25 protein-coding genes are annotated in these 26290 nt (G+C 43.2%); 2 read left to right on the top strand and 23 right to left on the bottom strand.

Features of this window, described 5'->3' with window-relative positions; all coding sequences use genetic code 11:
• The first annotated feature begins 7 nt into the window (after nt 1-7).
• The gene (locus ACFOEE_RS02340) at nt 8-1294 is read left to right on the top strand and encodes an ATP-binding protein (protein ID WP_377120522.1); all 1287 of its coding nucleotides are present in this window, start codon (nt 8-10) and stop codon (nt 1292-1294) included.
• On the opposite strand, the gene ACFOEE_RS02335 is transcribed toward ACFOEE_RS02340, so the two are convergent.
• The 20 genes from ACFOEE_RS02335 to ggt form a co-directional block, all read right to left on the bottom strand.
• Nucleotides 1291-2319, bottom strand: coding sequence for a response regulator (locus ACFOEE_RS02335; RefSeq protein WP_377120520.1), 1029 nt, complete (start codon nt 2317-2319; stop codon nt 1291-1293). The two genes, ACFOEE_RS02340 and ACFOEE_RS02335, sit on opposite strands and share 4 nt — an antisense overlap.
• Nucleotides 2300-3433: an HDOD domain-containing protein gene (locus tag ACFOEE_RS02330; RefSeq protein WP_377120518.1), complete on the bottom strand. Its 1134-nt coding sequence runs from the start codon at nt 3431-3433 to the stop codon at nt 2300-2302. The genes ACFOEE_RS02335 and ACFOEE_RS02330 overlap by 20 nt, the downstream gene beginning before the upstream one ends.
• Entirely contained in the window at nt 3423-5336 is a 1914-nt protein-coding gene (locus ACFOEE_RS02325; protein ID WP_377120516.1) for a GGDEF/EAL domain-containing response regulator, read from the bottom strand. Before ACFOEE_RS02325 ends, ACFOEE_RS02330 begins: the two co-directional genes overlap by 11 nt.
• Nucleotides 5329-5931: a response regulator gene (locus ACFOEE_RS02320; RefSeq protein ID WP_377120514.1), complete on the bottom strand. Its 603-nt coding sequence runs from the start codon at nt 5929-5931 to the stop codon at nt 5329-5331. Before ACFOEE_RS02320 ends, ACFOEE_RS02325 begins: the two co-directional genes overlap by 8 nt.
• 126 nt (nt 5932-6057) lie before the next feature.
• Nucleotides 6058-7380 carry a Na+/H+ antiporter family protein gene (locus ACFOEE_RS02315; RefSeq protein ID WP_377120512.1) on the bottom strand — a complete coding sequence of 441 codons (1323 nt, stop codon included), beginning with the start codon at nt 7378-7380 and terminating at the stop codon, nt 6058-6060.
• Entirely contained in the window at nt 7377-9329 is a 1953-nt protein-coding gene (locus tag ACFOEE_RS02310; protein ID WP_377120510.1) for a transglutaminase family protein, read from the bottom strand. The genes ACFOEE_RS02315 and ACFOEE_RS02310 overlap by 4 nt, the downstream gene beginning before the upstream one ends.
• Nucleotides 9319-10227 carry a DUF58 domain-containing protein gene (locus ACFOEE_RS02305; protein ID WP_377120508.1) on the bottom strand — a complete coding sequence of 303 codons (909 nt, stop codon included), beginning with the start codon at nt 10225-10227 and terminating at the stop codon, nt 9319-9321. Before ACFOEE_RS02305 ends, ACFOEE_RS02310 begins: the two co-directional genes overlap by 11 nt.
• Before the next feature lie 14 nt (nt 10228-10241).
• Nucleotides 10242-11129 carry an AAA family ATPase gene (locus tag ACFOEE_RS02300; RefSeq protein ID WP_377120685.1) on the bottom strand — a complete coding sequence of 296 codons (888 nt, stop codon included), beginning with the start codon at nt 11127-11129 and terminating at the stop codon, nt 10242-10244.
• Nucleotides 11130-11143: 14 nt separating this feature from the next.
• On the bottom strand, nt 11144-11524 hold the full coding sequence (locus ACFOEE_RS02295; protein ID WP_377120506.1) for a response regulator: 381 nt from the start codon (nt 11522-11524) through the stop codon (nt 11144-11146).
• A gap of 205 nt (nt 11525-11729) precedes the next feature.
• Nucleotides 11730-12734 carry an HNH endonuclease gene (locus tag ACFOEE_RS02290; protein ID WP_377120504.1) on the bottom strand — a complete coding sequence of 335 codons (1005 nt, stop codon included), beginning with the start codon at nt 12732-12734 and terminating at the stop codon, nt 11730-11732.
• Nucleotides 12735-12762: 28 nt separating this feature from the next.
• The gene (locus tag ACFOEE_RS02285) at nt 12763-13158 is read right to left on the bottom strand and encodes a virion protein (protein ID WP_377120502.1); all 396 of its coding nucleotides are present in this window, start codon (nt 13156-13158) and stop codon (nt 12763-12765) included.
• 16 nt (nt 13159-13174) lie between these two features.
• On the bottom strand, nt 13175-13432 hold the full coding sequence (locus tag ACFOEE_RS02280) for a hypothetical protein (RefSeq protein ID WP_377120500.1): 258 nt from the start codon (nt 13430-13432) through the stop codon (nt 13175-13177).
• A gap of 120 nt (nt 13433-13552) precedes the next feature.
• Entirely contained in the window at nt 13553-14167 is a 615-nt protein-coding gene (locus tag ACFOEE_RS02275; protein ID WP_377120498.1) for a flavin reductase family protein, read from the bottom strand.
• A gap of 130 nt (nt 14168-14297) precedes the next feature.
• On the bottom strand, nt 14298-14651 hold the full coding sequence (locus tag ACFOEE_RS02270; protein WP_377120496.1) for a hypothetical protein: 354 nt from the start codon (nt 14649-14651) through the stop codon (nt 14298-14300).
• A gap of 327 nt (nt 14652-14978) precedes the next feature.
• A complete protein-coding gene (locus ACFOEE_RS02265; protein ID WP_377120494.1) occupies nt 14979-15269 on the bottom strand; it encodes a YciI family protein in 291 nt (96 codons plus the stop codon).
• 23 nt (nt 15270-15292) lie between these two features.
• A complete protein-coding gene (miaE, locus tag ACFOEE_RS02260; protein WP_377120492.1) occupies nt 15293-15865 on the bottom strand; it encodes a tRNA-(ms[2]io[6]A)-hydroxylase in 573 nt (190 codons plus the stop codon).
• Between the two features lie 3 nt (nt 15866-15868).
• Nucleotides 15869-16507 carry a sulfotransferase gene (locus ACFOEE_RS02255; protein WP_377120490.1) on the bottom strand — a complete coding sequence of 213 codons (639 nt, stop codon included), beginning with the start codon at nt 16505-16507 and terminating at the stop codon, nt 15869-15871.
• An 84-nt stretch (nt 16508-16591) separates the two neighbouring features.
• Nucleotides 16592-17296, bottom strand: a complete 705-nt coding sequence (locus ACFOEE_RS02250; protein WP_377120488.1) for an SIMPL domain-containing protein — start codon at nt 17294-17296, stop codon at nt 16592-16594.
• Nucleotides 17297-17439: 143 nt separating this feature from the next.
• Complete coding sequence (locus ACFOEE_RS02245) at nt 17440-19134, bottom strand: NAD-dependent malic enzyme (RefSeq protein WP_377120486.1); 1695 nt, start codon at nt 19132-19134, stop codon at nt 17440-17442.
• A 159-nt stretch (nt 19135-19293) separates the two neighbouring features.
• On the bottom strand, nt 19294-21072 hold the full coding sequence (ggt, locus tag ACFOEE_RS02240; protein WP_377120484.1) for a gamma-glutamyltransferase: 1779 nt from the start codon (nt 21070-21072) through the stop codon (nt 19294-19296).
• Nucleotides 21073-21142: 70 nt separating this feature from the next.
• On the opposite strand from ggt, the gene rrtA reads away from it, so the two are divergent.
• Nucleotides 21143-21751: a rhombosortase gene (rrtA, locus tag ACFOEE_RS02235; protein WP_377120482.1), complete on the top strand. Its 609-nt coding sequence runs from the start codon at nt 21143-21145 to the stop codon at nt 21749-21751.
• Between the two features lie 20 nt (nt 21752-21771).
• Here the strand turns inward: rrtA and ACFOEE_RS02230 are convergent, their stop codons facing one another.
• From ACFOEE_RS02230 to purE, 3 genes are all read right to left on the bottom strand, one after another.
• On the bottom strand, nt 21772-24240 hold the full coding sequence (locus ACFOEE_RS02230; RefSeq protein ID WP_377120480.1) for a S9 family peptidase: 2469 nt from the start codon (nt 24238-24240) through the stop codon (nt 21772-21774).
• Between the two features lie 287 nt (nt 24241-24527).
• The gene (locus tag ACFOEE_RS02225; RefSeq protein WP_377120478.1) at nt 24528-25676 is read right to left on the bottom strand and encodes a 5-(carboxyamino)imidazole ribonucleotide synthase; all 1149 of its coding nucleotides are present in this window, start codon (nt 25674-25676) and stop codon (nt 24528-24530) included.
• A 1-nt stretch (nt 25677) separates the two neighbouring features.
• Nucleotides 25678-26160: a 5-(carboxyamino)imidazole ribonucleotide mutase gene (gene purE / locus ACFOEE_RS02220; RefSeq protein WP_377120476.1), complete on the bottom strand. Its 483-nt coding sequence runs from the start codon at nt 26158-26160 to the stop codon at nt 25678-25680.
• Nucleotides 26161-26290 lie beyond the last annotated feature (130 nt).

Genomic DNA, 26290 nt, shown 5'->3' with positions numbered 1-26290 from the left:
TCACTTTATGATCCAGCAAGCACTATTACACCATATTCCAGTAGGGGTGCTTATCGTAAATGAAGAGCTAGAGTTACTTTACGTCAACGACTACTTTCTTGACAGGTTAATGTGCGCTGAGCCTTTTTCTGTAGGTGCAAACCTAGTTGAAGTTTTTAGCGATCATGCCAGCTTTTTGCAGCACAAAATAAAAAGTGTGTTGGTGTTAAATTCACCTAGTTTCTCTTATTGGGAGCACAATCCGCATGTTTTTCCGCTGCGCAGCAGTCGGCCGGTTACGGGTAGTGAAGTGGCCATGTTCCAGAATATTCAGTTTATTCCTTTTTGTGATGAACCAAATTGCCTAAAACGGGTTGGCATTATTGTGCAAGATGTGACTGAACTTGCTAGCTACTATCAAGAAGAGAAACGGTTAAGTAACGAACTTGAATTAGAAAAGCACGAACTAAAAGTGCTAAACGACAAACTTGAAGCCGCGCAAAATCAGTTGTTGCAATCGGAAAAAATGGCGGCAATTGGACAACTGGCTGCGGGCATTGCTCATGAAATCAATAATCCGGTCGGCTTTGTCAGCTCCAACGTACAAATCTTACAAGGTTATATAACTAACATGTTAGCGATGCTGAGCTTTTATCAGAAAGTCATTGATAGCACTGACAATCATGGGTTCCAATTAATGCAAAAAGATATGCGCAACAAATTAAATCTCGCATATATCGAGGAAGACGCATTGCCGTTACTTGAGGAATCATTGGAGGGGATAGAGCGAGTTGCTGCAATAGTTAAAAATCTCAAATCTTTTTCTCACATCGATAACAATGAATGGCAGTATGCCAACATCATTGAAGGAATAGAGAACACACTAAAAATTGCCAACAATGCGATCAAGTACAATGCAAGCGTGATAACCGAATTTTGTAGCGAACAAGTGCTACTGTATTGTCAGCCAATGCAATTAAATCAGGTGTTTTTAAACTTAATTGTCAATGCAGCGCAAGCCATAACGGAACAAGGCGAAATCACGATAACAGTTACTGAAAATGCTGAGCGCGTTGTCATTATTGTCAAAGACACGGGGCATGGCATAAAGCCAGAGCATCTTACGAAAATATTCAACCCGTTCTTTACAACCAAACCTGTTGGCAAAGGAACAGGGCTCGGACTTTCGTTATCATTTAGCATTATCAGTAAGCACAAAGGTACAATACAAGTCGAATCTTCCCTTGGTGTTGGTACTATATTTACCATCGTGCTGCCAAAACTCTCAGCTGATGATTTTCTGCCTAGCGACTAATCATCAAACATATCTAGCTTGACGCTGACATTGAGATCAAGTGCATCATAAATCCGTTCTTCAATTTCAGTTTCAAGGCGAATTAACAACTTGTCTTGATGTGACAATTTATCTGCGGCTATTGCTAATAATAAGGCATTATGAGTAAAGATTATGCGCAATTGCTCTCGTTCGAGCATAGGATGCAGAGCCGTGACTAACGCCGTACGATTGTCTAGCGATAATGGCATTGCCTGAATGTACAAATTTGCCAACATGAAGTGGTTAGACTCTTTGTCCGGTAGCAGCAAGTCATGGATTAATCGCCATTGTTGTTTTACCGGCCAATGACCATACAGACCACTTATTTGTATACCTATCATAGTGTTTTGCGCTGAGGTGAGTAAAGTATGCAGCTGAATTTCGCCAAAAGTAGGGAGCTGCGCAACAACATGTTGGACTGTAGGATTGTGTAAAAGCGGTACGATATCTTCTTTAAGGTAAAATACCAAAGCCGCCGAAGTTGTGTCATCACAATCGTGCAAATTACTGGCTGTGATCTTTGCTTCCCTGTTAAGCTCTAAAATAAGCTCACTATCATTGAGTAACAATTGGTATTTTTTCTGTAGATACAATTTAGCTTGATACTGTTGTAACCCTGCGGTTATCGCAGTGAGTACTTCTTCATTACTCCAAGGTTTTTGAAGAAACCTAAACGCCACGCCTGAGTTTATAGTATCAACTAACATATCATAGTCAGTGTACCCGCTGAGTATCATTCCAACGGCATCAGCGTTATATCTGCTGGCCTGCAATAAAAACTCTGCGCCATTCAAGCCTGGCATTCTGAAATCACTTAAAATCAAGTGCACATATTCACTTTTTAAAAACTCTAAGGCGTCTTCAGGACGAATAAAGCTAGTGACATTAAAGCCTAATGGCAGCAACAATCGAGTTAATGACTTTAATATGTGTGACTCATCGTCTACTAGCAATATCGAATATAGTTTGGCATCAAAAGGAAAGTTAAACGGACTGTGCATCATACATCTCCACTAAGTCACTGTTTTCGCTTATGCTAATTAGCTGTCTAATTTTTTGATGCTCAGCTTCATAGTCCTTGGAATCCGCCAACAAAAAGAGTGCTGTTTCAAAAGATCCAATATCCTTCGAACTCAAAGCCAAAATGCAATTAAAATAAAAATTGGTTACATCACGCTCAAATCCCAGCAAAGCCGCGACGTAACATGTGTAGGTTAGGCGATTTAGATAAACAGAGCTAGGTGCCCCATTGCTGATAATTGTTTTAGTTTTTACGGTTAATTCGCCAATCAAGAGCAAGGTATGAATATATGCTATTTTATCAGCTTGCTGAGTTTTATAGCCCGCGGCTTTTAAAATAGAGGTCAGTTTATGACAATTTAGCAGGTGCTGGTCTACTAATCGCTCAATTTGCAGTTTGTCAGCTACTAAACAAAACACGTCACCGCAAACCATAGCACAGGTTATCCTACGGATCATCTCTAGCCCTAAGCGTTTAATTGCGCCTTCTAAGGTGTAGTTTGGAGCTCTCTGACCAAAATAGGCGCTATTACTTAAGTGGATAATACGTGTAGTGAGTAGTGGGTCAGGAGAAAGTAGTTTTTGCAACTTAATAAAATCTAAAAATGGATCATTGAGTGCATTCAGCAAATTAAGCATGCTAAAAGACACTTGGCCTTTAACAAACAGCCCTTCTAATTGTTGTTTAACCTCGCGCTCGATTTTGAGCCGACTAATCACTTTAACATCAGCCATGATCTGCTCAAATTGCGCCATTTCAAAAGGCTTAGAAAGGAAATAACTACATTGAATACTATTCCCATCCAACGCTTTGCCTGAGGCTTCGCCGGTAATAAGCACGGTAATAAGACCAACATAACGCGACGACACTTGCTTGATTACTTCAGTGCCGAGCATTACTGGCATCAGGTAGTCTGCAATGAGTAAGTGCAGGTTAGGCAAGGATGCTAGTGTTTCATCTAGTTTAGCGGGGCTATCTAAACAAACTATGTGTAGTTGAGGCTCTAATTGCTTTAAGACTCGATTGAGCGAGCGCAACATCAGAGTATCATCATCAATAATTAAAGCGGTAAGTTGGCCGTGCAGATCAGAAGACATAATGGCACAATTCATCATACATAACGGGTTTACCTATCAGGTAACCTTGGGCCTCGTCACACTGCAATTCGATTAATATTTCGAGTTGTTCTACTGTTTCAATCCCCTCAGCAATGACTTTTACACCTAGGTCGTGAACTAACCGAATTACATTGCGGATCACATCTCGTGAGGTTTTCGAGGTCTCAAGGTCATCAATCAAGGATTTATCTATCTTGACCACATCTACGGGCAACTTTGCGATGTAGCTCAATGATGAATAACCTTTACCAAAATCATCTATCGCTATGGTATAGCCCGCATCTTTAAACAGTTGCAAGATCTGGCACGATTTATTGATATCACTGATGAGGTAATTTTCTGTGATTTCTAGTTCAAAATTTGAGGGGCTTAACCCATAACTGGCGACAATTCTTTGCAGCGCACTAAAGAAGAGTTCGCTTTCTAATTGCTTTGGTGACACATTTACATTGACTTTGGTGATTTCAATATCATCCTTATGCCATCCAACAATGGCTTTACACGCTTCCTCTACAACCCATAGCCCAATACTGTCTATTTGACCTTCTCGCTCAGCAAGAGGAATAAACACTTCCGGTGAGGGGGAACCTACGAGTGCACTATTCCAGCGGATCAGTGCTTCACAGGAATGAATTCTTCGGGTCCGTAAATCAAACTTAGGCTGATACTTAAGATAAAACTCCTTTGCATCAATTGCCTTATAAAGCGCCTCATTGACTTTATGCTCAAATAACTTGGCGTCTAGTAACTCATGGCTATAGCGCATGTAAAAGCTATTTTTAGCCTCGCTGATAAGTTGATTGTAAATAATCAGATTATCAATGATTTTATCTAGTTGCGTACCATCCTCGGGGTAAAGTGAATAAGTAATCGTGAGCTCAAGCTTAGCCACACCGCTGATATCAAGTTCCGCTTTTAACTTATCTATAATTCCATCGATAAAGCCATGCACGTCGATCTCAGTTGTAAATGATCCGCTGGCGATAATCGCTTGATCCGCTGAAACTTGAAAAATATCCAGGTGGTTATCATGGTAAGACTGCAACAAATTTAGCATCTGTTCTAATTTGTCTGCGCCCAATTGGTAGCCAACTAGGGTACTCCAAAAGTAAAAATCTCTAATTTTGAACGCAACGAGCGTGGCATTGCTAACCTTATCCAGTTTATCAATAAAGGCCTTCTTATTGCGCACAAAACTAAACTGCTCAACCGATTCATTGGAGTTAAATACGCTTAGTAACTCAATGAGCCGCGAGAAGTCGGTTTTTAACTTTTCTTCTATTTGATAAGAGAGGCCATTCTTAGCCGACGAAATTACAATACTACCAGAAAGAGAGCTACCTAGCTTAGCTACCTCTTCGGAATCGAACAGATCTTGTAGACTTAAGGCATTGTTACCACTCAAAAACTCTTTCGCAAACGCGTCGTTATAATTCATAAAACGACCTTCGCCGTCAACCTCTAACAGGGGGACGTGATTTATGCTTAAAATTTGCTGCTTTATCCGGTTTTGATTGTAGTTATGAAGCGCCGATAGAACCGCTTCAACTAACTCACTATTTTTCCACGGTTTAGGTATAAAACGGGAGGTATTACGAGAATTTATCAGTTTTACCATGTCAAAATAATCAGCGTGACCACTTAACACGATACACTCAGTCATAGGTAATTGTTCTTTGATTTTTTGGATGAGCTGCTGACCATCCATCGCTGGCATGCGAAAGTCGGTAAGTAAAACTTTAGGCTTTAGCTCTAGTGCAAGGTCAACTGCTTGCAATGGGTCATTACAGGTTGTGACAACTAAGCCCTCGCGCGTCAAGACTCGGCTAACTGCTTTGAGCACTTCAGGTTCATCATCGACCACTAAAACACTTTTATACATTGCTAGTTTCCATAAGAAGTGCTTTAACTTTAGCCACTAAGCAGTGATTTTCAAATGGTTTACTCAAAATATCATCTGCGCCAAGCGCCAAAGCCAGCTCTAATTCTTCATCCTTAAGCCCAGATATGACGAGAATTTTTATTTGTTTAAGTTTCGGGTTACTACGAATGTACTGAATAATTTCATTACCATGTAAACCCGGCATGGCCAAGTCTAACGTTACCAATGCGGGCTGGTATTCAAGTAGATGAGCACCGGCAAGAAAACCGTCATTGGCAATATGAACATTGAAGTCGTTACTCAAGACCCGCTTGACTGCACGGCATAATGCGATTTCGTCATCAACAACTAGAATAAGCGGTTTATTTTTACTGTTTTCAGAAACCTCTTGCAGTGGTAATAATTCTAATAATGGGGAAGTAAGGGGGATTTTGTTTTCATGGATAAATTCAATAAAATCAGACATTAAAACCCTATAATTACCGCGCCCATGCAGGCGAAAGCCTTTCAGTGTGCCATTGGCAATCCAACGGCTCACGCTGCGATGGTGGACATTGCAGTATTTGGCAATTTCACAGGGTTTGAGTGTCTTCATACTCTCCACAACAACTGAGTGTGCTTATTTGGGTATAGCACAGGATAGTATAGAAGACAAATGAGACAATAAACCTCTATGTAGAGTCTACATAGAGGTCAGATAAAACATTAAAGGGCTAACGCATCAAAGGGTAAGTGCAGCTATCCAACCAAAAGCTAGCAGTGGCAAATTAAAATGAATGAAAGTCGGGATCACTGAATCTCGGATATGGTCATGTTGGCCGTCTGCATTGAGTCCAGACGTGGGGCCTAAAGTCGAGTCCGAAGCTGGGCTTCCAGCATCACCCAGCGCACCAGCTGTCCCAACTAATGCGATGGTCGCCATGGCGGAAAAGCCAATCTCCATACAAAGCGGTACAAATAGGGTGGCAATAATTGGAACTGTAGAGAAAGAGCTACCAATCCCCATAGTGATAAGTAAGCCAACTAATAAGATCATGGCTGCAGCAAGTGGTTTATTGGCGCCAACCCATTGCGCACAAGTTGCAACAAGACTACTAACTTCGCCAGTGGCTTTCATTACCGAAGCAAAACCTTGGGCTGAAATCATAATAAAGCCTATCATGGCCATCATAGCCACGCCTTTGGTAAATACGTCCGAGCTTTCTTCCCATTTTACAAGGCCAAATAAGCTAAACACCATTACACCAACCAAACCGCCTAAAATCATAGAATTACTGACATTTTGCGCAATCAGTGAAGCAACAATGGCAATTGTACCGATGATCACAGTTTTGCGCTCGTTTTCGATAGGCTTATGTTGACTGCTATTTACCGCGGCATTTTCCTGATATTGGCGGGGCTTACGATAGCTGATAAAAACCGCTATCACTAACCCCACCAACATGCCTAAAGCAGGGATAACCATAGCGTAAGGCACGAGGTTTTGTGCAACCTCAAGACCATTTTCTGTCAGGTTCTTATGTAAAATAGAGAACAAATAAATACCACCAAACCCATAAGGCAGCACCATATAGGAGGTAGCAAGACCAAAGGTGAGAATACAAGCAATGGCGCGGCGATCGATAGCTAACTTAGAGAAAATGCTCAGCAGCGGTGGAATTAAGATAGGAATAAACGCGATATGGACTGGCACTAAGTTTTGTGAGGCAATGGCACAACCAAGAATAATCGTCATGATCAGCATGGAAAGCATATGTGTGTGGCTCTCATCGCTGTTATTCACACGCTGCAATAAACGATTGGCTAAGATGCGCGTGAGTCCAGATTTCGAAATCGCTACCGCAAAGCCACCTAACATTGCGTAACTAAGCGCAATTTCAGCCCCGCCGGATAAGCCGCTGTTAAATGCGGTCAATGTTTCTGATAAGGGTAAACCTGCTGTAAGGCCTGCAACCAGCGCACTGACCGTCATGGCAACAATTACGTTGACGCGGGCCAAAGAGAGCCCAAGCATGAGTACAACACCAATAATCACTGAGTTCATTTTTTACTCTTTTCTTTTGTTTTTATTAACTTAATTAACTGCTTTAAGTTGCGAGTTTGAGTTTCTGAGAAAGCCTGATTGTTATATCTATATAAAGTGTATGCAAGCTTAAATTGCTCTATCTGAGGTTTTAACTCCGGATATTGCACGCTTAGATCAGTCAGCCCTTGAATTGGTGTGGTGGCCACAGAGCTTGAATTGAAAGCCAACAACTGCTGACAAAGCCGAACCGGTAAAGGCAAAGTTAGGTCTTGACGTTTTTGCAAATACCATAAAAATAGTGCAGACAACACTAACATCAATGCAATGCCAACTAACCCCGCTTTGGTTTGCCAGTTATTTCCAAATAAGTTTTCCAGTAGGCCGTGCTGTTGCTCGCCATCAAAATTAATTACCCAACGAGTCCATCTATAATCAATTTCCTCGAGTTTGGCGCGTAACCACGCAAGCGCCTGATAGTCACTTAACCCCGCTAAACTCAATCCTAAATTGGCAACAAACTCCTCACGTAATGAACGAGTTTGTGACAATGAACCACTTAAACGCTCGGGCGCTATCCAAGCTGTTGGATCAAACGCTTGCCAATATTGACCATCAAAATACTCCACCCAAGCGTGTGCATCATATTGATATACCGCAGTATAATTTTTAGCGGCGATAAATTCACCGCCAAGATAGCCCGAAACTACGCGGCTCGGGATACCCATTACACGCAGCAAAAAGGCGCTCGCTGAGGCGTAATGGCCACAAAAGCCGCGTTTATGGTTCAGTAAAAACTGGTCTATATTGTCCTCTGCCGCCATAGTTGGGGGTGATAGGGTGTAGCTAAATCCTTGATCTTGAAAGTATCGCCTCAAATTTGTGAGTGTCGCAGCGATATCTGGCTGTTCGGATTCCGTGAGGCGCAAGAGTGTTTTGGCTAGCGCTCGACTTTGTGGATTACCTTCTGCCGGTAGAGCGAGTAATCCTGCTAATTGCCAGTTTAAATAACTGCGTGGCAATTGTGCGACTTCTTCAACTTGGTAGGTTTGCGTTGCTGGCGTAAAGGAGTCATTGAATAGAGTGCCAAAACTATTGCTGCTAATCGAGCGGCTTGGGCTTTTCGCCCAATCAGCAGCAAATAACCAAGGTAAATTGCTTGGCTCTGCAATCACGGTATATTTGGCACCATTGCTACTGGGATAAAACTGCGGGGTGTCCATCCAGCGGGACTTTAACCACGCATTTCCGTCAAAACGGTCGTGCACTATGGCGCGCCAATACAGCGGCTCAAGTTTTGGCTTATCTTGCCACTCAACACGAAACGCCAGTTTATCGGAATTAGCCAGTTGGCTAATTTGAAAAGGGTCGACGTTTTCGGCTAGGCCTGTTTGTGCCAGCTTGGCATTGGGCAGTTGCCAAAATGAGGGTAAGCGCGGCAGCAATAACAACATCAGCGCTGCCAGTGGCAAGGCAAAGAGCAGTTTAGGAATAACTTGCATACTCACTTTGGAGATTGCTGCGGTTGGTTTTTGCAACCAAGCTAACACCGCAAAGTTTAAAAAACACAGCAGCAGCACAGCTAACGTGGTGAGTAAATCCTGTTTAAACAAAAAAACCAAACAAAGACTAAAACAATTTAGCACGGCCAATTGTTGCAGCATCACGCGACTACGCGCTTGCATAAGCTTAAGTACACAAGCCAAGATGAGTAGGGCAACAAACAGATTCAGGTTTTGCGATAAACCAAAGCTAAATAAAATAGTTGCGCTGCCAGCCAAAGCCATGGTGTTTAAGCTGAAGTTAGAAAACTCATTAGCCGCTTTGGCTTTAAACAACATACCCGCGCAAATAATTACCGCATTTAACGCCAGCGTGACAGGATTGAGCTCATTATAAAGTAAACCCAGCTGTGCCACATACATCAGTGCAAAGGTAACTTGAGCAGGAGCGGATTGCTTAAAATACACTTAACGACTCCAAGCAAGCTTGATAATGGTCAGCATCCTTACCGCTAAGTTCATTTTTGCAAGGTAGCTTTAACGTGAAGTGCTCGCCATTTCGATAAGCATCAACAATCAGGCGGGTAAGCACACTTAAACGATATTCAGTTGAGCCTTCCAAACTATTAAAGTCAAAAATCAGTTGTGCATCAGGCCCTTTACGCTCTGCAAATATTTTTGTTTGCAGTACTCCAGATTTGGCAAAATGCTTCCAAGCAATGCGCTGTGGTGCATCACCTGGTTGATATTGATTAAGCCCCCCAAACTCTTGCTCTGCCAATGGCATAGTGTTATCGACTTGCTGTTTAAAGTGGAGGTGTTCAGCCACTTCTGGGTAAATATGGACCGAATGGGCAGGGCACCAATAACTCCAAATTTTCACAAGACCAAACGGGTAATCCGATTGTAAACGTAATAAAGGCAGCGCATACAATCCTCGCGTATTCAAGGCAAGCGATACAGTACAGTCTTCACTGCTTGCCACCTCTGGTACGTCATAACCTTGGTGATCACTTTCTATGGTCAGCAAATACTTAGGTTTGGTAGTAATTAAGCGAATATCAAAACTTGGCGCATGAGGGGCAAAACTTGCGGTTTTTTTTGTGACTTGCAATTTCAAACCATTGAGATTGCTAAAGCCAATCAGCAGCGCAACCACTAAAATGACCGCGAACAAATAACTGCTTAATAGTAGTAAGTTGTTCTGATAGTTTACACCCAATACAAACAACAAAACGATAAAGAACGCAAACAACCAGCCAAGCTTGGACGGCAATACGTAGATATTATGATGGGCGAGGGTGAACGTAGCGCTTAAATGCCGCTTTTTAATCCAAAGTTTAAAACGCTTCTGCACATTCAGCATCCCGGTTTACTCCGTTAAACCGGGACAGGCACTTGCTTAATTACTTGTAGTTGGAACTCATCCAACGTCATATTGATGCGATGAGCGCAAATATAAGGGGCGACAAATTGTACATCGTCAGGTAAGACATAATTACGCCCAGCTAAGAACGCCCAAGCTCGCACAGCAAGGCCAAGCGCAATGCTTGCCCGGGGCGACAAGGCCGCACCAGAGGTTAAACGGGTGCGTTTAACTAAAGCGAGAATATAATCGACAACCACATCGTTTAAAGGGATTTGTGTGATTTCCGCTTGCCAACTTTGCAGCGTTGCCACATCAGCTACTGCAGTTAAACGCTTACGACCTGTATGTTGATTTAAAATAAGCTCTCGCTCAGCTTGAGGGCTTGGAAAACCTAAACTCAAACGCATAAAGAAGCGGTCGAGTTGCGACTCAGGTAACGCATGGGTGCCGGCTTGATCTTGCGGGTTTTGTGTTGCAATTACAAAGAACGTAGCATCAAGTGTATGAGTTTGACGGTCAATGGTAACTTGACGTTCTTCCATGGCTTCTAACAACGCACTTTGGGTTTTTGGACTCGCGCGATTAATTTCATCCGCTAATAACACTTGAGTGAAAATTGGCCCAGGGTGGAAATCAAAAGTTTGGCTTTTAACATTAAAGATAGCGCCACCGGTAATATCCAATGGCAATAGGTCGCTGGTAAACTGAACGCGTTGATAACGCGCAGCAAACACATCAGCCAAAGCATGCGCTAAAGTAGTTTTACCCATGCCCGGTAAGTCTTCAATCAGTAAATGACCGCGACAGAGCAAACATACAAGGGCAAGTTTCAGCTCATTATTTTTGCTTAGGATAACATTATCCAGCGCATTCAAAACTGGCTTAAACTGCGGACTAATTTGACTCAATGCCATCAAATTAGTTCTAATCGCTTCATAACGGTATCGACTTTCTTAGCATTGAAAGGCTTAGCAATAAAACCTTTAGCACCAAGTTCCCAAGTGTTTTGCACATTTTCCAGACTATTATGACCAGAGCACATCACCACATGAATGTGAGGATAGTTGTCATTAATAAATTCAAGGATTTGCGTGCCGTCGGTATCTGGCAATTCAATATCCAGAAAGATCACATTGGGTTGTTTGTCCGCGATTAGCGGCTTAGCCGAATTAAAATCCTGAGACTCGTAGATTTGCTCGTAGCCTAAGTTGGTCAGAATGTCGCTCAGGAAATCGCGGATCTCTGGAGCGTCGTCGATGATTAAGATAGGTTCGAGAGGTTTTACAAATTCCATATGATGTTACTTCTTATTAAACTCACCACATACTAAGCCAAGCCAATTCATAGCTCAACTAAAAGTTGATAGGTAAAAACTAGAAATGTCCGATACCGTCTAGTATTGGACATTGCAAGGAGGCGCTTATGCTGAGGTACATAATAACCTATAATTTATATTATGTTAAATGACATAAATAAACGCATATTGTAGGTTTGTTCCTTCAACGCCGCATCTGTTCTAGATAAGGTAATTTCATGAAAGAAAGTGTTTTGTAGCAAAATTTATAGACGATTTTCTCCTCTTGACTAAACATTGACCCCCTTTCAGAAAACTCTATTACTGCAGGAAATCCAAATAACTTGATAAAACAAAGGTGATTAAAGAACATAACCCAATGATGTTCATTATCGAAAAATTCATCAAGAGATTGTTTTCGCAACGGAAACTCCCCATGCAATGATGCGTCAAGCTGTTGATTTTTCAATACTAAACGAAGTTTGTTTGCGATGGGATCATTTATATAGCCCTCCCCAAAATGAAATATCGCAAGCTCGTAAACAATTTTTGTGTAAAGCATCACTTGATAGTCATAGAAATCTAAGTCAATTGCCCTTGCAATCTGTAACTTTTCCTTTGTCTGTTCTTCTATTCTTGCATGTTTAATTAACTCTCTTACACGCTTAGACAAGTTGCTTTTACTTACGTTTTTTCCTTGGGCTTTAAAGTGCCGGCATAATTTTTTTTCTAAATAATCTTCGGCTTTACTTAATTCGGATCTATCAATTGACATTGATATATCAACACGATTTTCATCTGCATGGATGATAAAGCTAGGAGTGACAAATAGGTCTGAATTGGGAAGGACCTGAAACTTCCCAATATCGTCATCTTCATAGGATCCAGCCAATAGAAACGGCAAATTAGTTTGTTTACCTATAATGTTATGACGAATACGAAGAAATTTGTAGAAGTCATAGTTTGATAATTTTCCTTCAAAGCCTTCTCCCATCCTGCTATTACAAACTTTACAAACATTCTTTACAATTAATGAACCACCAATAAATTCAGGAACAATGTGTTCATCTGTTATGGGATTTTCCTTTGATACTGGATTTTCACCTTTGCAAATTATGCACAATGTCATCTGATAATCCTCAAGGTCTGCTGTCCAAACAAAAAACCATTGGTCTGAATTTAATGTTTTTTTAAGTAAAGTAAAGTGCATGCTTCGCAGTAACAGGCATTAAAAGCAATCACCGATTAAAACCCCATTCAAACCCTTGTTTTATTTCGTTAAGGCTATACGGTTGCTGACCATTTTCCATCTGTATCATGGCATCTAAAAGCTTTGGATAATCGTCTAAGGTGAGCTGTCTATCCGCATCAAGACCGGTTTTGTGGGCAACAAACTGAATGTAGGCATTGGTGTTGTTTTCCGATGGTGGCGCCCAACGCTCGATAATACTGCGAATTGTGCGGCGTTTATGGCGCTCTGAATAAGTGCGCAATATTCTTCCAGCGGCTCTGATGCCGTGCCCTGATGTCGCAAAAACCACAAAAGGTCCGTCTGAGCCTGCTAAACCTAACCAGTTTTCGCCAGTTTTAATGTTGAGTGGATTATTATTCCGTATGCCTCTGGGTGTATTCATTAACTAAGCTCCTTATTTATTGGCCTTTTTTACTGTCGTTAATATGTTTGGTAATAGACTCAACTTGAGCTTCGCACTGCTTTCTTCTTTCACCCATCATTTCGTCACAACGTTTATCAGAGGTATAAGTCAAGGCCTCTACCACTGCTGCGCCCAGACAAACAATGGCCAAAACTTGGTTTGGATGGCAGTAATAATTACTTTGTTTGGCTTGCGGGTTTGTACTGCATCCTGCAAGTAACGTGGTGAGTGTTAAAGCGGCAAATAACTTCATAAGCACACTTAAAAGTCCCTAATACACCAACAAAAGGCCATTTGTATATTACGAACAAAGAGATAGCAAGCAATAAGTATGGATTTGGGCACAGACTTATCGCTTGCTGCCTAAACCGATTTACTCTGGCCGAATCAAGGTAAAAGGTTTAGTAATGGCGGAGTATTCACCCGCGCCTAAACGTGCTAATGGGTTTACTAGGTCGGCATGGATTTTTAGGCGCCCTTTTGCATCGGCTTCTATGACTTTATCATCCACATAGAGCTGCGTGACTTTTACAAACACCAATGTCTGCGGTACTTCACCGAGCTCTTTGATTTCAAAAAGTTCGCAGCCATAGGCAATGGTGCAATGTTGCACACGCGGTAATGGAAACCCAGCAAAATCAGTAAGTGCAATGTTATTCGCGGTTACTTCAGACTCGCCATGCGCGAGGGTTGCCGCAGTTTGGGTGACTAGATTAGCATCTTGCGCTGAGGCAATGTGGATCACGCAGTACTTTTGTTTGATGATATTGCTAACCGTATCTTTGCTGTCACCATTGGGCTTTTTCCCGACTGAAAACATCAGTAATGGCGGCGCGCTAGAAACGGCGCAAAAATAAGAAAACGGCGCTAAATTGTAGTTTTCATTATCTGAGTCGGTTAGCACCCATGCGATTGGCCGCGGGATGATAGTTTGGGTCATTAAATGATAGATTTGATTGGCGTTAAAGTCTGAAAATTGCAAATTCATGAGCTATGGCAATGAAATTGTAGGTGTTGTTATCGTGCCATAAATTGCGCCGAGGACAAAGTGCGAAACGCCCTAACCTACAGCTCTGATTAACAGTTATGTTGTTTTAAGGGATGAGAAAGGTTTTATGTTACAGCGGCCCGAACGAAAAAATGTCTTTTTGATACTGCTTTAGCGCTACCGTTAGCGCTTGGTCAGCTTGCTCGGTGAGTTTGCAACTTTTTAACCCGCCATCTGCATCTTTTCTAATTGCTGCGTGATAGCGAATGCCGTGCTGGCGATTGACAAAGCCGAAGTCAGTTTTACCATTATAGTTGCAGTAAAACTCTTGTTTTGATTCCTCACTGGACGGATTCGGCACTAAGCCAAAGGTCAGTAAACCGTTACGAATAGATTTGACCCTTACCTCAGCAAGTTCACCTTCGGATAATTGACACCCACTTAATAGGGAAACAATACACAAAGCGATTAAATTTCTACTCACCTTTTTTCCTAGTTCGCTGCAAGCTTTATCAAACATACGGCTTATTTTAGTGGATCTAAATCAGCCTTTCATCTTATTTTTATCAATCTAATCTAAGGCGCTGCGACACTTCAGGGTGAAAAATTTCGTAATATATTGATGTCATAAGAGAAAATAGCTATGAATGAAGGAAATCAGAAAAATAAAAATGTGTATAAAAGATGGAGAAAAATCAAAAAACACCATCCTTTAACACTAAAACGCTGACAGCCAGTATGATTGAATCAACAAAAAAGGATGAGTTCTTAACCTCATCCTTTTTTGCGTTTAACAGTGCAGTTCGGTGGTTTAGCACTGCTGATATTGGGCTAGAGCTGGCGCCGTTTTGGTTGCAACAAACTCGATGATGTCATACCGCGCGAGTCTATGTTGATAAAACGGATCTTCACTGAGAATGTCCATCAACTGCGCTTTAGTCGGTGCGGTTGCAACAATAACCCCTCCGTTGCGTGGTCCTTTAGGCCCTGACATCAGAAAATATCCTAGCTGGTAGCATTTTTCTAAATATTGAATGTGGGCGGCTAAGTGTTGGTCAATTTCGCTTAGTTCACATTGATAGGTTAAATTTACAATAAACATTACTTATCCTTAGTAATTTTGAATTAGTGTAATGCCGCACGCCATGGCAAATTTTGGCACACTTCTGCTTCAAATAGTAAAAACGCCTCAAGTCGCTCATCTACCATTTGTTTGTCATGGTATTCATAGGCTAACTCGATAAATAGATTTTTATGCTTTTCTTCAGACTTTGCGATAGCAACGTAAAAGTCCTTTTCCTTGCCTGCTGGAAGTGCCTCTGCAATTAAAGAAAAGCGCTCATGGCCACGCGCTTCTATCACCGCAGCGACGATTAATCTGTCTAATAAATACTGCTCTTTACCTTGGCGCATAAAAGTTCTGACTAATTTAACATAATCGTCTTTTTCATCGCGGCCTAACGTTTGCCCACGTTCGGTCAATAGCTTCAGCACTTGTTTGAAATGGATCATTTCCTCAATGGCTAAGTCAGTCATGGCTTTGACCAGCTTTATCTTGTCTGGGTAATGGCCAAGCATGCCCATTGCCATGCCGGAGGCTTTTTTCTCTGCAGCCGCGTGATCTTGTAAAAACAAATCAAAATTTTCGATGGCCTGATGTGCCCAGGCAATTGGTGTGTGGTATTTCAGTTCAAACATAGCTTATTCAAAATTTAATAACTGGCTGTCTTTGTCGGCTTTTCCGTCACGGGTGGAGGGTATCACCAATGGATGGGTGTGATCTTTCCAAGCGGTGACTTTGCCGTTGATATTACTGCGCGGCATGATATCACATTGATAACCGGGCTTGGCAGGTAATACGCTCTTTAGTTGTTCAAGAGCCCTTTCCTCTTCAAGCGCTAACGTTAAACACCTTAGGTTATTTTTAGCCATAAAGGTGCTAACTCGCTGTTGGTGGCGTTGGTAGCAGCTAATTAAATAGTCATCACTCGCTAAATCTTGCGCGGTAAAATGACCAAAAGTTTCAAGATAACACCGTTTTATCGTGTCATTAAAGCCGCCTTGTTGGGTCATTAAGCGCGCTTGCATACGGCTTAATAACTTGCGAATAGATGGCAACCAGAGGTCAAACGAGCGTGTGAGATAAATAAATTGGCATGCTTGAAAATGTGCGGCGAGTCTTGCAAAGTCATGAAATACAGGCGTATCGGCAATCACTTCGGCTTGTTGCAAGGCCTGTTGAGTGTAGGCTGTATGGGCAGTTTTATAACCAAGTTGGGTAGTTGCGATACACAGGCTGGTAGTCCCGGTACGTGGTAAGCCAACAATCAAGGTTTTCACATGTGCTCCAAACTCAAACGCACTTCACGCGCAAATAAAAAAGCGCCTAGTTAGGCGCTTTACGTTTGGGCAAGTATAAAATGTTTAATCAATAAAATATACAGCGTAAACCTGTGCATCAATGGTGATGTAACCGGTATTGTAAGCGTTACCGACATTGCTTGATTCGGCATCCATCATTTTGGCTTGCGCACGAAGGAATGGCACAACTGGGGTATCCATAGGCGCGAATGATACTGAGTAAAGTTTGCCAAGTTTTACATCAAAGTCTTTGGCTAGCTCTTTTGCCGCTAACTTAGCGTCTTTAATCGCTGCTTTTTGTACGGTTTTCAGAATGTTGTTGTGCTCAGCAACGCTGAATTGAGTGTCGTAAAATTCATTTACACCGGCTTCTACTAGCGCTTGTAGCAGCTCTGGGTATTTATCCACATCCGACAACGTCAGGTTCAAAGTACGCGTTACGCGAAAGCCTGCAAATTCTTGCTGATTGGTTTCGCGGTTGTAGGTATTTTGGCGGTAAACATTAAGCTGCTCAGCATGAATGTCTTTTTCGATAATATTGAATTTCTTGGCAATACCTATGGCTTTGGCCATTACGGCGTCGACATTACGTTTTGCATCTGCCACTTGCATTTGTTGGTCGTTGATTGCCATGCGAATTGTTGCACGGTCTGGTTTAACTTGCAGTTTAGCTTGGCCTTGCACATAAAGATGTGGCGCTTCAGGTAAGCTACCAGCAGTTGCGGTTAAAGAACAAAATAATAAAGCGGAGGCTAACAGTTTTTTCATCGCGATTCCTTAATTGGTGCGTATGGCGCTATTTAAGCACATTCAACTGAATTCGCTATGAATTGCTCAGGAGGTAAATTGTTGTCAATTGTTACAAAGCAAAAGGCCAGCGGTTTGCTGGCCTTTATGTATTTTACTTGATATTACAGACTACGGCGTTTGTAATGACGGTACTCTGGTAACCAATAGTTTTTCGCGATTGCGTGCCAAATCGCATCGTCATCCATCTCTAGTGCAACGCCTTCTTCCATCGCTTTTTTTGCTACGGCAAAAGCAATACGTTTACTGAGCGATTCGATTTCAACCAATGCTGGCAATAAGCTACCTTTGCCCGTGTTGGCAAGTGGCGATGACTCAGCCAAAGTTTCACTGGCCACCATGAGCATGCTCTCGGTTACTTTGCTGGCTTTAGCCGCGATAACCCCAAGACCAATACCAGGGAAGATGTAACTGTTGTTACACTGCGGTACAAGTTGCTTCTCGCCATTGAACTCGACTTCACCGAATGGGCTACCAGTAGCGATAATGGCTTTACCCTCAGTCCATGTAAATACATCTTGCGGATGTGCTTCAACTTGGCGTGATGGGTTAGATAATGGGAAAATCACCGGACGTTCGCAACCTGCTGCCATTGCGCGGATCACTTGTTCGGTGAATAGACCCGGTTGGCCAGAAACACCAATTAAGATGTCAGGTTTTGCACAGTGCATCACATCTAATAGTGAGGCAAATTCGCCACTAAATGACCACTGCGCAATCGCCGCTTTAGATTGCATCAAAGCCGCTTGGAAATCACGTAAGTCAGCCATACCTTCAGTTAATAAACCAAAACGGTCAACCATATAGATTTGGCTACGGGCTTGCGCGTCACTTATGCCTTCAGACACCATTTGCGCAATGATCTGCTCGGCGATACCACAGCCCGCAGAACCCGCACCGACAAACACCACTTTTTGCTCAGACAGTTTTGCGCCTTTAACACGACACGCCGCTAATAATGAGCCTACTGTTACTGCCGCAGTACCTTGAATATCGTCGTTAAAACAACAAATTTCATCTCGGTAGCGCTTTAATAACGGCATTGCGTTTGGCTGAGCAAAATCTTCAAACTGTAGTAATACGTTTGGCCAACGGCGCTTAACCGCTTTAATAAAGCTATCAAGGAACTCGTCGTACTCTTCTTGGCTAATACGCTTGTGGCGCGCGCCCATGTACATAGGGTCGTTTAACAATTTTTCGTTATTCGTACCAACATCAAGCATTACCGGTAAAGTATAAGCTGGGCTAATACCACCACACGCAGTGTAAAGTGACAGTTTGCCGATAGGAATACCCATACCACCAATACCCTGGTCGCCAAGGCCAAGAATACGCTCACCATCTGTTACAACGATAACTTTGACTTTGCCTTTAGTCGCATTACGTAAAATATCGTCGATATTGTGACGGTCTTCGTAGGAAATAAATAGGCCGCGAGAACTACGGTAAATATCCGAGAAACGCTCACACGCGTCGCCTACCGTTGGCGTATAGATGATTGGCATCATCTCTTCTAAGTGCGAGCGCACTAAACGGTAGTAAAGCGTTTCGTTGTTATCTTGAATGGCGCGCAGATAAATGTGTTTGTTCAGATTGTCTTGGAAACTACTGTATTGTTGGTAGCAACGTTCAACCTGCTCTTCAATGGTTTCGTAGCGTGGTGGCAATAAGCCAGATAAATTAAACGCTTCACGCTCACGTTGGGTAAACGCACTGCCTTTATTCAGCAGCGGCGTTTCCAATAAATTCGGTCCTGAATACGGAATATATAAGAAATTATGCTCAGTTTTATTAGTCATATTTAATGCTTTGACGATGATGAATTTGCTAAACAGAGTGTATTGCCGAAGCAACATAAAAAGCAATGCGAAGTCGGCTAGTCAGACCAATCGGGCTTATTGTAATAAGCCCGATTGTTGCGTTCGAGTGTAACATAAGTCTTAGATCTAAACCTATGACTAAAATGATTTTTCGCCAAGTGCCACGCCCTCACGGCGAGGATCAGCACCACCTTGAAGTTGGCCGTTATGTATCGCTATCGCATGGAGGCCCGAATTTAAGTCTGCGACTTTCACTTCATGGCCGCGTTTTTCTAGCTCAGGTTGTAGAGCAACAAGCGCACTACCAGCTTCTATGGTGGTATACATATTGCGATTAGTCACTCGCGGTAGGTTTATCGCTTGCTGCGGGTCCAGTTGCCAATCAAGCACTGCCACCAGCGTTTGCGCCACATAGTTAATAATGCGACTGCCACCAGGAGAGCCTACAATGAGTTTTAGTGAGCCGTCTTTGTTAAACACCATTACTGGCGACATTGAACTGCGCGGCCGTTTGTTACCTTCAACCCGGTTTGCTACGGGTTTGCCGTCTTTTTCCGGGCTTAAGGCAAAATCCGTCAATTGGTTGTTTAATAGATAACCGTTCACCATAACCGCAGAACCAAATGCCATCTCTATTGAACTGGTCATAGATACCGCGTTACCGTACTTATCAACGATAGAAACATGGGTGGTAGAAGGTAATTCAAAGGCATCGTTTTGCGCCCGCTCAAGATTGTCTAACGGTTTACCGACAGGTACATTTTTGCTGTCTTGCTCTGTAATGAGCTTAGCACGCTCAGCTAAGTAGTCCGGTGCCAATAATGCAGAGGTTGGCACTGTGACAAAATCTGGATCGGCAATATAAAAGTCTCTATCAGCAAACGCGAGGCGTGAGGCTTGGGTAAAATAATGCAGTGCTTGCAGTGAGTTTGCAGGATATTGCGCAAGATTTTTGCTTTCTAGTAGTTTAAGAATTTGCAGTACCGCAATACCGCCACTACTCGGTGGCGCCATAGAACACACATTATACTGGTGATATTCAACACAAATTGGCTCGCGCCACTTAGGTTGATACTGGGCTAAATCGGCTTCTGATAACTTACCCGGCGCTATCGCCGAATTTTGCACGGCATTAGCCAGTTGTTTTGCGTTTTCTCCAAGATAGAAAGCATCCGCGCCCTGCTCTGCAATTTTCTTATACAGCGCTGCGAGTTCAGGGTTTTTCTTTAAAGTCCCTGCTGCAATAGCTTGGCCGTTAGGATAAAAATACGATTTTGCAGGTTCAAGTTGCAAAGCCCCAGGATTGAATCGCATCTCTAACAATGCATTTAATCTTGGTGAAACCACAAAACCATCTTCAGCCAAGTGGATCGCGGGTTTAAACAGCTCTGCCCAAGGCAACTTGCCAAATTTACTATGCGCATCGGCAAACGCTCTAAGCACCCCTGGGACACCCACCGAACGGCCACCAACCACAGCATCAATCCATTTTACTGGCTTACCATGGGTATTTAAAAACAGCGTTTCGTCCGCTTCAGCAGGAGCAGTTTCACGGCCGTCTAACGTTAACATTTGTTGCTTTTGCTTGTCGTAGTAAAGCATAAAGCTGCCGCCGCCAATACCAGATGATTGCGGTTCAACTAATGTGAGCACCAGTTGCGTAGCAATAGCGGCATCGACCGCACTACCACCTTGACTTAAAACCCATTGCCCAGCGCGACTTGCATAAGGGTTTGCGGCCACCACCATATATTGCTCACTGGTAACCATTTGTTTTTGGCTAACGCCTGTAGCGGCTTCTGGTTCTCTAACTTCTCGAGGCGTATCGGCAATAACATAAGATTGATAGAAAAAACTGGATACCACCGCAGCGATAAGACCTAAACGGTGAACACGACAAGAAAATGTTGGTTTCATATGCTCTTTAAATTTCAGGCACGAGATAATTTGGCATCTTAAAGCCAAACAGGCACAATAAGCAAAAAAAATGCGTATCTCTATGTTTAATTTACCGCTTGCAAAAAAATATCTTTTAGGTCCTGTACTGCTTATTCTAATCGCTGTTGTAATTCAGTTTACAGCGCTTAACGAACTCCTAACTTTTAACCGTCAAAGTATAGATAACGGTGCCTATTGGCTCATTTGGACCGGTCAATTTACCCACGCCAATAGCATGCACTTGCTGTTAAATGGGCTCGGTATTGTTTTTATCTGGTTGCTACACGGAGAATACTATAACCCGATTAGCTATTTGAAATATGTCGCCGTCTTAGCTCTTACAACTGGGCTTGGCATCTATTGGTTTTGCCCAGATATTGGCATTTACACCGGTCTGAGTGGTTTGCTGCATGGCGTTATTTTATTCGGGACCCTTGAAGATATTGCGCGAAAACGCAAAGACGGCTGGTTATTGCTTCTTGGTGTCTGCGCCAAATTGGTATGGGAGCAAATTGTCGGACCTAGTGCAGATGTCTCTGCTTTGATTGAATCCACTGTGGCAACAGATGCACATTTAATTGGTGCGCTATCCGGTGTGGGGTTATTTTTATTGGTGAATGCAACACGCATCCAAAACGCATTAAAAAAGCCAGCATAACGCTGGCTTCTCGTTCTCAATTAGAGTGTGGTCTTAAACAGTTTATAGATCCGACGATATTCATCTAACCAACTTGAAGGTTGCACAAAACCATGTGACTCCACTGGGAAGATTGCCGTTTCAAAATCTTGTTTTTCAAGCTCAATTAACCTTTGGTGTAAACGCACTACATCATGGAAGAACACATTGTCATCAACCATTGGCGCGTTGATAAGTAATGGCTTATTTAACCCCTCGGCGTGGAAAATTGGTGAGCTACGCTCATAAGCAATCGGGTCAACATCTGGGGTGTTAAGGATGTTCGAGGTGTACGCCGTATTGTAATACGCCCAATCCGCTACAGGACGAAGTGCTGCGCCTGACTGAAATAACTCAGGGGCAGTAAATAACGCCATAAAGGTCATAAAACCACCGTAGCTACCGCCATAGGTTCCAACTTTGCCGCTATTCACATTAGCATTTTCTGCCATCCACTTAACGCCGTCCGCTAAGTCTTGGATTTCAGGGGTACCCATTTGGCGATAAATCGCAGTGCGCCAATCACGACCATAGCCTTTGGAGGCGCGGTAGTCCATGTCCATCACGACATAGCCTTCGTTTGCCAACAAGCTGTGGAACATAAACTCGCGGAAATATACCGACCAACCCATATGCGAGTTTTGCAAATAGCCAGCACCATGGTTAAAGATCACCGCTTTGCGAGTTTTTCCTGTTTCACCTGGTTTGTAGTCTGTTGGATAGTAGACCTTAGCATAAATTGGTGTATCGCCGTGGCTTGAAGGTACAGCGACAATCTGCGGCGCAACCAGTTGCTTATTCAAAAACGCATCCGATACGGTGTAAGTTAGACGTTTTACCTCTGCATTTGGCTGGTTGAGGTTTTTCACGTATAGCTCGGTAGGTAACATTACGGTTGAGTGTTGAAGCAACAATTTGGTTTCATCTGGACTCAGTTCATAATCCGTCATGCCATCTAAGGCGGTAAGCGCCTCTGTTTTACCGTCTGCAAGTGATACACGGTAAATTTCATAGATCCCAGGGTGCTTTTGGTTGGCTTTAAAATAGGCGTACTCGTCGTTTGCTGCAATAGTTAAAGACGATACTTCAAATTGCCCTTGAGTAAGCTGTTTGGCTTTTTGCCCCGGCACTTTCGTGTATAGATGACTAAACCCAGACTCTTCAGATAGATAGTAGAGCGTATCGCTATTGTTTAACCAACCAAACTCGTTAAAGGTATAGTTTATCCAAGCATCGTCATGTAAACGGTGTTGGCTCACGAGCTTACTATTTTTGTCTATTGTCGCTATCCAACGGTCTTTGTTGTCCCACGCTTCAAGCATCAAAGCGACTTGCGAACCATCGCGATTCCACTTGATAGAGGAATCACTGTTTATGAGGTTGATATCACGCGGGGCTTTCTGTGCACTGTAGGTTTTACCCTGCGCTTTGGCATTTTCTGCTTTTACGCTAGCTAGGACATCTTCATCGAAGCCAGGCAAGGTGTCATAAGCAAGTACCTGCTGGGTTTTATCCGCTAAGTTAATTACAACTAGCTCAGTATTTTCTGACTTAGCTTCTGCTACGCGTTGGCGTGCGGGTACAGCCTTAATATTGCCATCTTTGGTGACATAGGCTGGCATAATGTCGTGTTCAGCTTGGCGCGGCGTATCGGGTTTAAGTGCAACAACAAGCTTATCCCCTGCAGGCGAGAGGCTGCTGGCAACAATACGTTTACCTTTACCAAGATAAAAAGCCGTATCGACTACGGTATCATTTTGCGCCGTTAAGTCTTTCTTGCGCGCTTCGCGGTCTTTTGCATTTTGATGCTCAACAGCGATGTACTTAATGAGTTTAAGTTCATTCTTAGCTAAATAAGTTGTCGGCTCAGTCACACCTTTTGGCGCATCTTTAGTAATAAGCTTGGCAATTTCCTTACGCTCACCTGTGGTTAAGTCTAAGGTAAAAAATGCGTCATCCGCACTCAGCGCGATGAGTCCGCTATTCAACAATCCTTGCACACGATAATGGAGGCTATCAAAAGTCAATTGACGTACCGCGCCACCATTCACTGCTTTTGTGAACACGTTACCTTTAAAGGTGTAAACCTGTAGCTGTTTATCCGCGCTAAGTAATGCGTCGCTACCAGTTGCCTGATGTAGCTGGGATAAAGGTACTGGTGTTGGCGTATCTCCTTCCACACTCACCATAAAGGTGTCCCTTACCACTGTGCCAGCTTGCTTTTGATTAAAGTAAACGGTTTTGGAATCCGCGCTCCATGTTGCCGTTTCAGGCTGGCGACCAATCCAGTCAGGATCTGCCATCGCTTGTTCCAATGTGATGCGCTCACCACCAAAATCCACTGGTGTCTGAACGACCGCAGAGAATGGCGTGCTGTTTTGCGTTGTGGATGATTGCGTAGCGGTAGAACTACAACCAGAGAGTAACAATGCCGAGGTGACGGCAACAGAAATGAGAGTATGCTTCAACATAATTATTAGCTTTTTTAGGAGTATCGACACTACACTCTAGCTAACTTTGCCGCGCGGCCTCAAGCGATTTGGGATTAATGCACGCAAAAAAAAGGCCAGTAAAGATACCGGCCAAATACTCTCTGCGCTCACATAGTCGTTGACGGACAACGAATATGATTGAGACTAATCCAAGTCTCATATACTCAGACTAAGGCTTGCTTATTTAGTTCCAAAATATTTTGGATTTTTTCCAAAATATTTTTCAACACTCAACCTAGCTGCGCACAACGCATGATTAAATCATCTTAATTTAACACCAAAGCTTGCGCAGTGGCAGCTACACCGGGGTAATCGGCTTCAGGCAGGATCTCAGCAAGCTCCGCCAAACGCTCGCCTAATTGATGCAAGTTTGCCGCAGAAACATTAATGTGCCCCATTTTACGCCCAGGTTTTGCGCTTTTGCCATACCAGTGACTTGTTACATCACTAATCGCAAGTACTTCACGTGGGATAGCTGCTTGACCAAGCACGTTGACCATCGCAGTCGCACGTAATAACTTGGTGTTACCAAGTGGTAATCCCGCTATCGCACGCATATGGTTTTCGAATTGGCTGACATGACAACCTTGTTGTGTCCAGTGACCTGAGTTATGAACACGTGGCGCAATTTCATTCACCAATAACTGCCCTGCCACATCAAAAAACTCAATCGCTAGCACACCAACGTAATTTAACGCATCAGCAACTGCGCTAAAAGCTTGCTCCGCTTGCGCTTGAATTTGTGCTTTTTCTTTACCCGCGATAGATAAGGTCAATACACCATTGGTGTGTTGGTTTTCAGTAAGAGGATAAATGCGAATTTCGCCAGACTGACTGCGCACGCCAATAATGCTCACTTCACGGTCAAACGGGATCATCTTCTCAGCTAAAATGGCATGTGGATAAGCATCGGTTCCTGCTGCCAAAAACGCTGCCATTTCAGACCATACTGCCGCTTTATCAGCAAGTGTTTTAAGTCGCCATTGGCCTTTGCCATCGTAACCAGCCTGGCAAGTTTTGATCACTAAGGGTAAGCCTAGCGATTCAACCGCTTCATCAAAATGTGCTTGTTGGGTGATTAATCGATACGGCGCTGAAGGTACGTTTGCCTTATCAAGTAAGGCTTTTTCTTTGGCTCTGTCACCCCCAGTCGCAATAGCTTCTGCCCCCGGGTAAAACTTCCCGCTTTGTTCGCACAGTGCCAGCACAGGCAATGGAATGTGTTCAAACTCAGCGGTAATGCTGTCCGCCCAGCTAATGGCTGCTGTCAAGCTCATGTCATATTGCTTGAAACTGACCGGATCGATCACTTTGTCTGTACCTGCGTCATAGGCCAAAGTGACTAAGTCCAGTGGCGTACCCGCTAAGCTCATCATGCGGGCTAACTGCCCCGCCCCTAAAACTAAAATATTCATATTATTCTGCAGGGTTAGGATTAGCTAAAACTGACTCAGTTTGAGCCTTTCTGAACGCTTCAATTTTGGCGAAGATCTCTGGTTGCTGACAACCTAGAATTTGTGCCGCAAGTAAACCCGCGTTTGCCGCGCCAGCATCACCAATGGCTAAAGTGCCAACTGCAACGCCTTTTGGCATTTGGCAAATTGACAATAGAGAATCAACACCATTTAGCGTTTTAGATTTTACTGGTACACCTAACACTGGCAAGCTCGTAAATGCTGCAGCCATACCCGGTAAGTGCGCCGCACCACCAGCACCTGCGATGATCACTTTAATGCCGCGCTCAGCCGCAGTAGACGCGTATTCGGCTAGTAAGTGAGGAGTACGGTGTGCAGACACAACTTTCGTTTCGTATGCAATGCCAAAATTGTCCAACATTTCTGCTGCATGTTGCATTGTCGGCCAATCTGATTTTGAGCCCATAATAATGCCAACCGTCATAGGTATTTCCTCACTGTTCTTGAACGATATGATTTGTTGTCACGGCAACTTTATTTGGCCGTAACAGCTGGGTGCGCGCATTATACCGAAGGTATGCGCTAATGCGAAGAAATCAGAAAGAAAAAGCGGA

The organism is Pseudoalteromonas fenneropenaei, from assembly GCF_042643375.1.
In the GTDB taxonomy this organism is placed as follows: Bacteria; Pseudomonadota; Gammaproteobacteria; order Enterobacterales; family Alteromonadaceae; genus Pseudoalteromonas; species Pseudoalteromonas fenneropenaei.
This window is presented reverse-complemented; position numbering and strand designations above follow the sequence as displayed.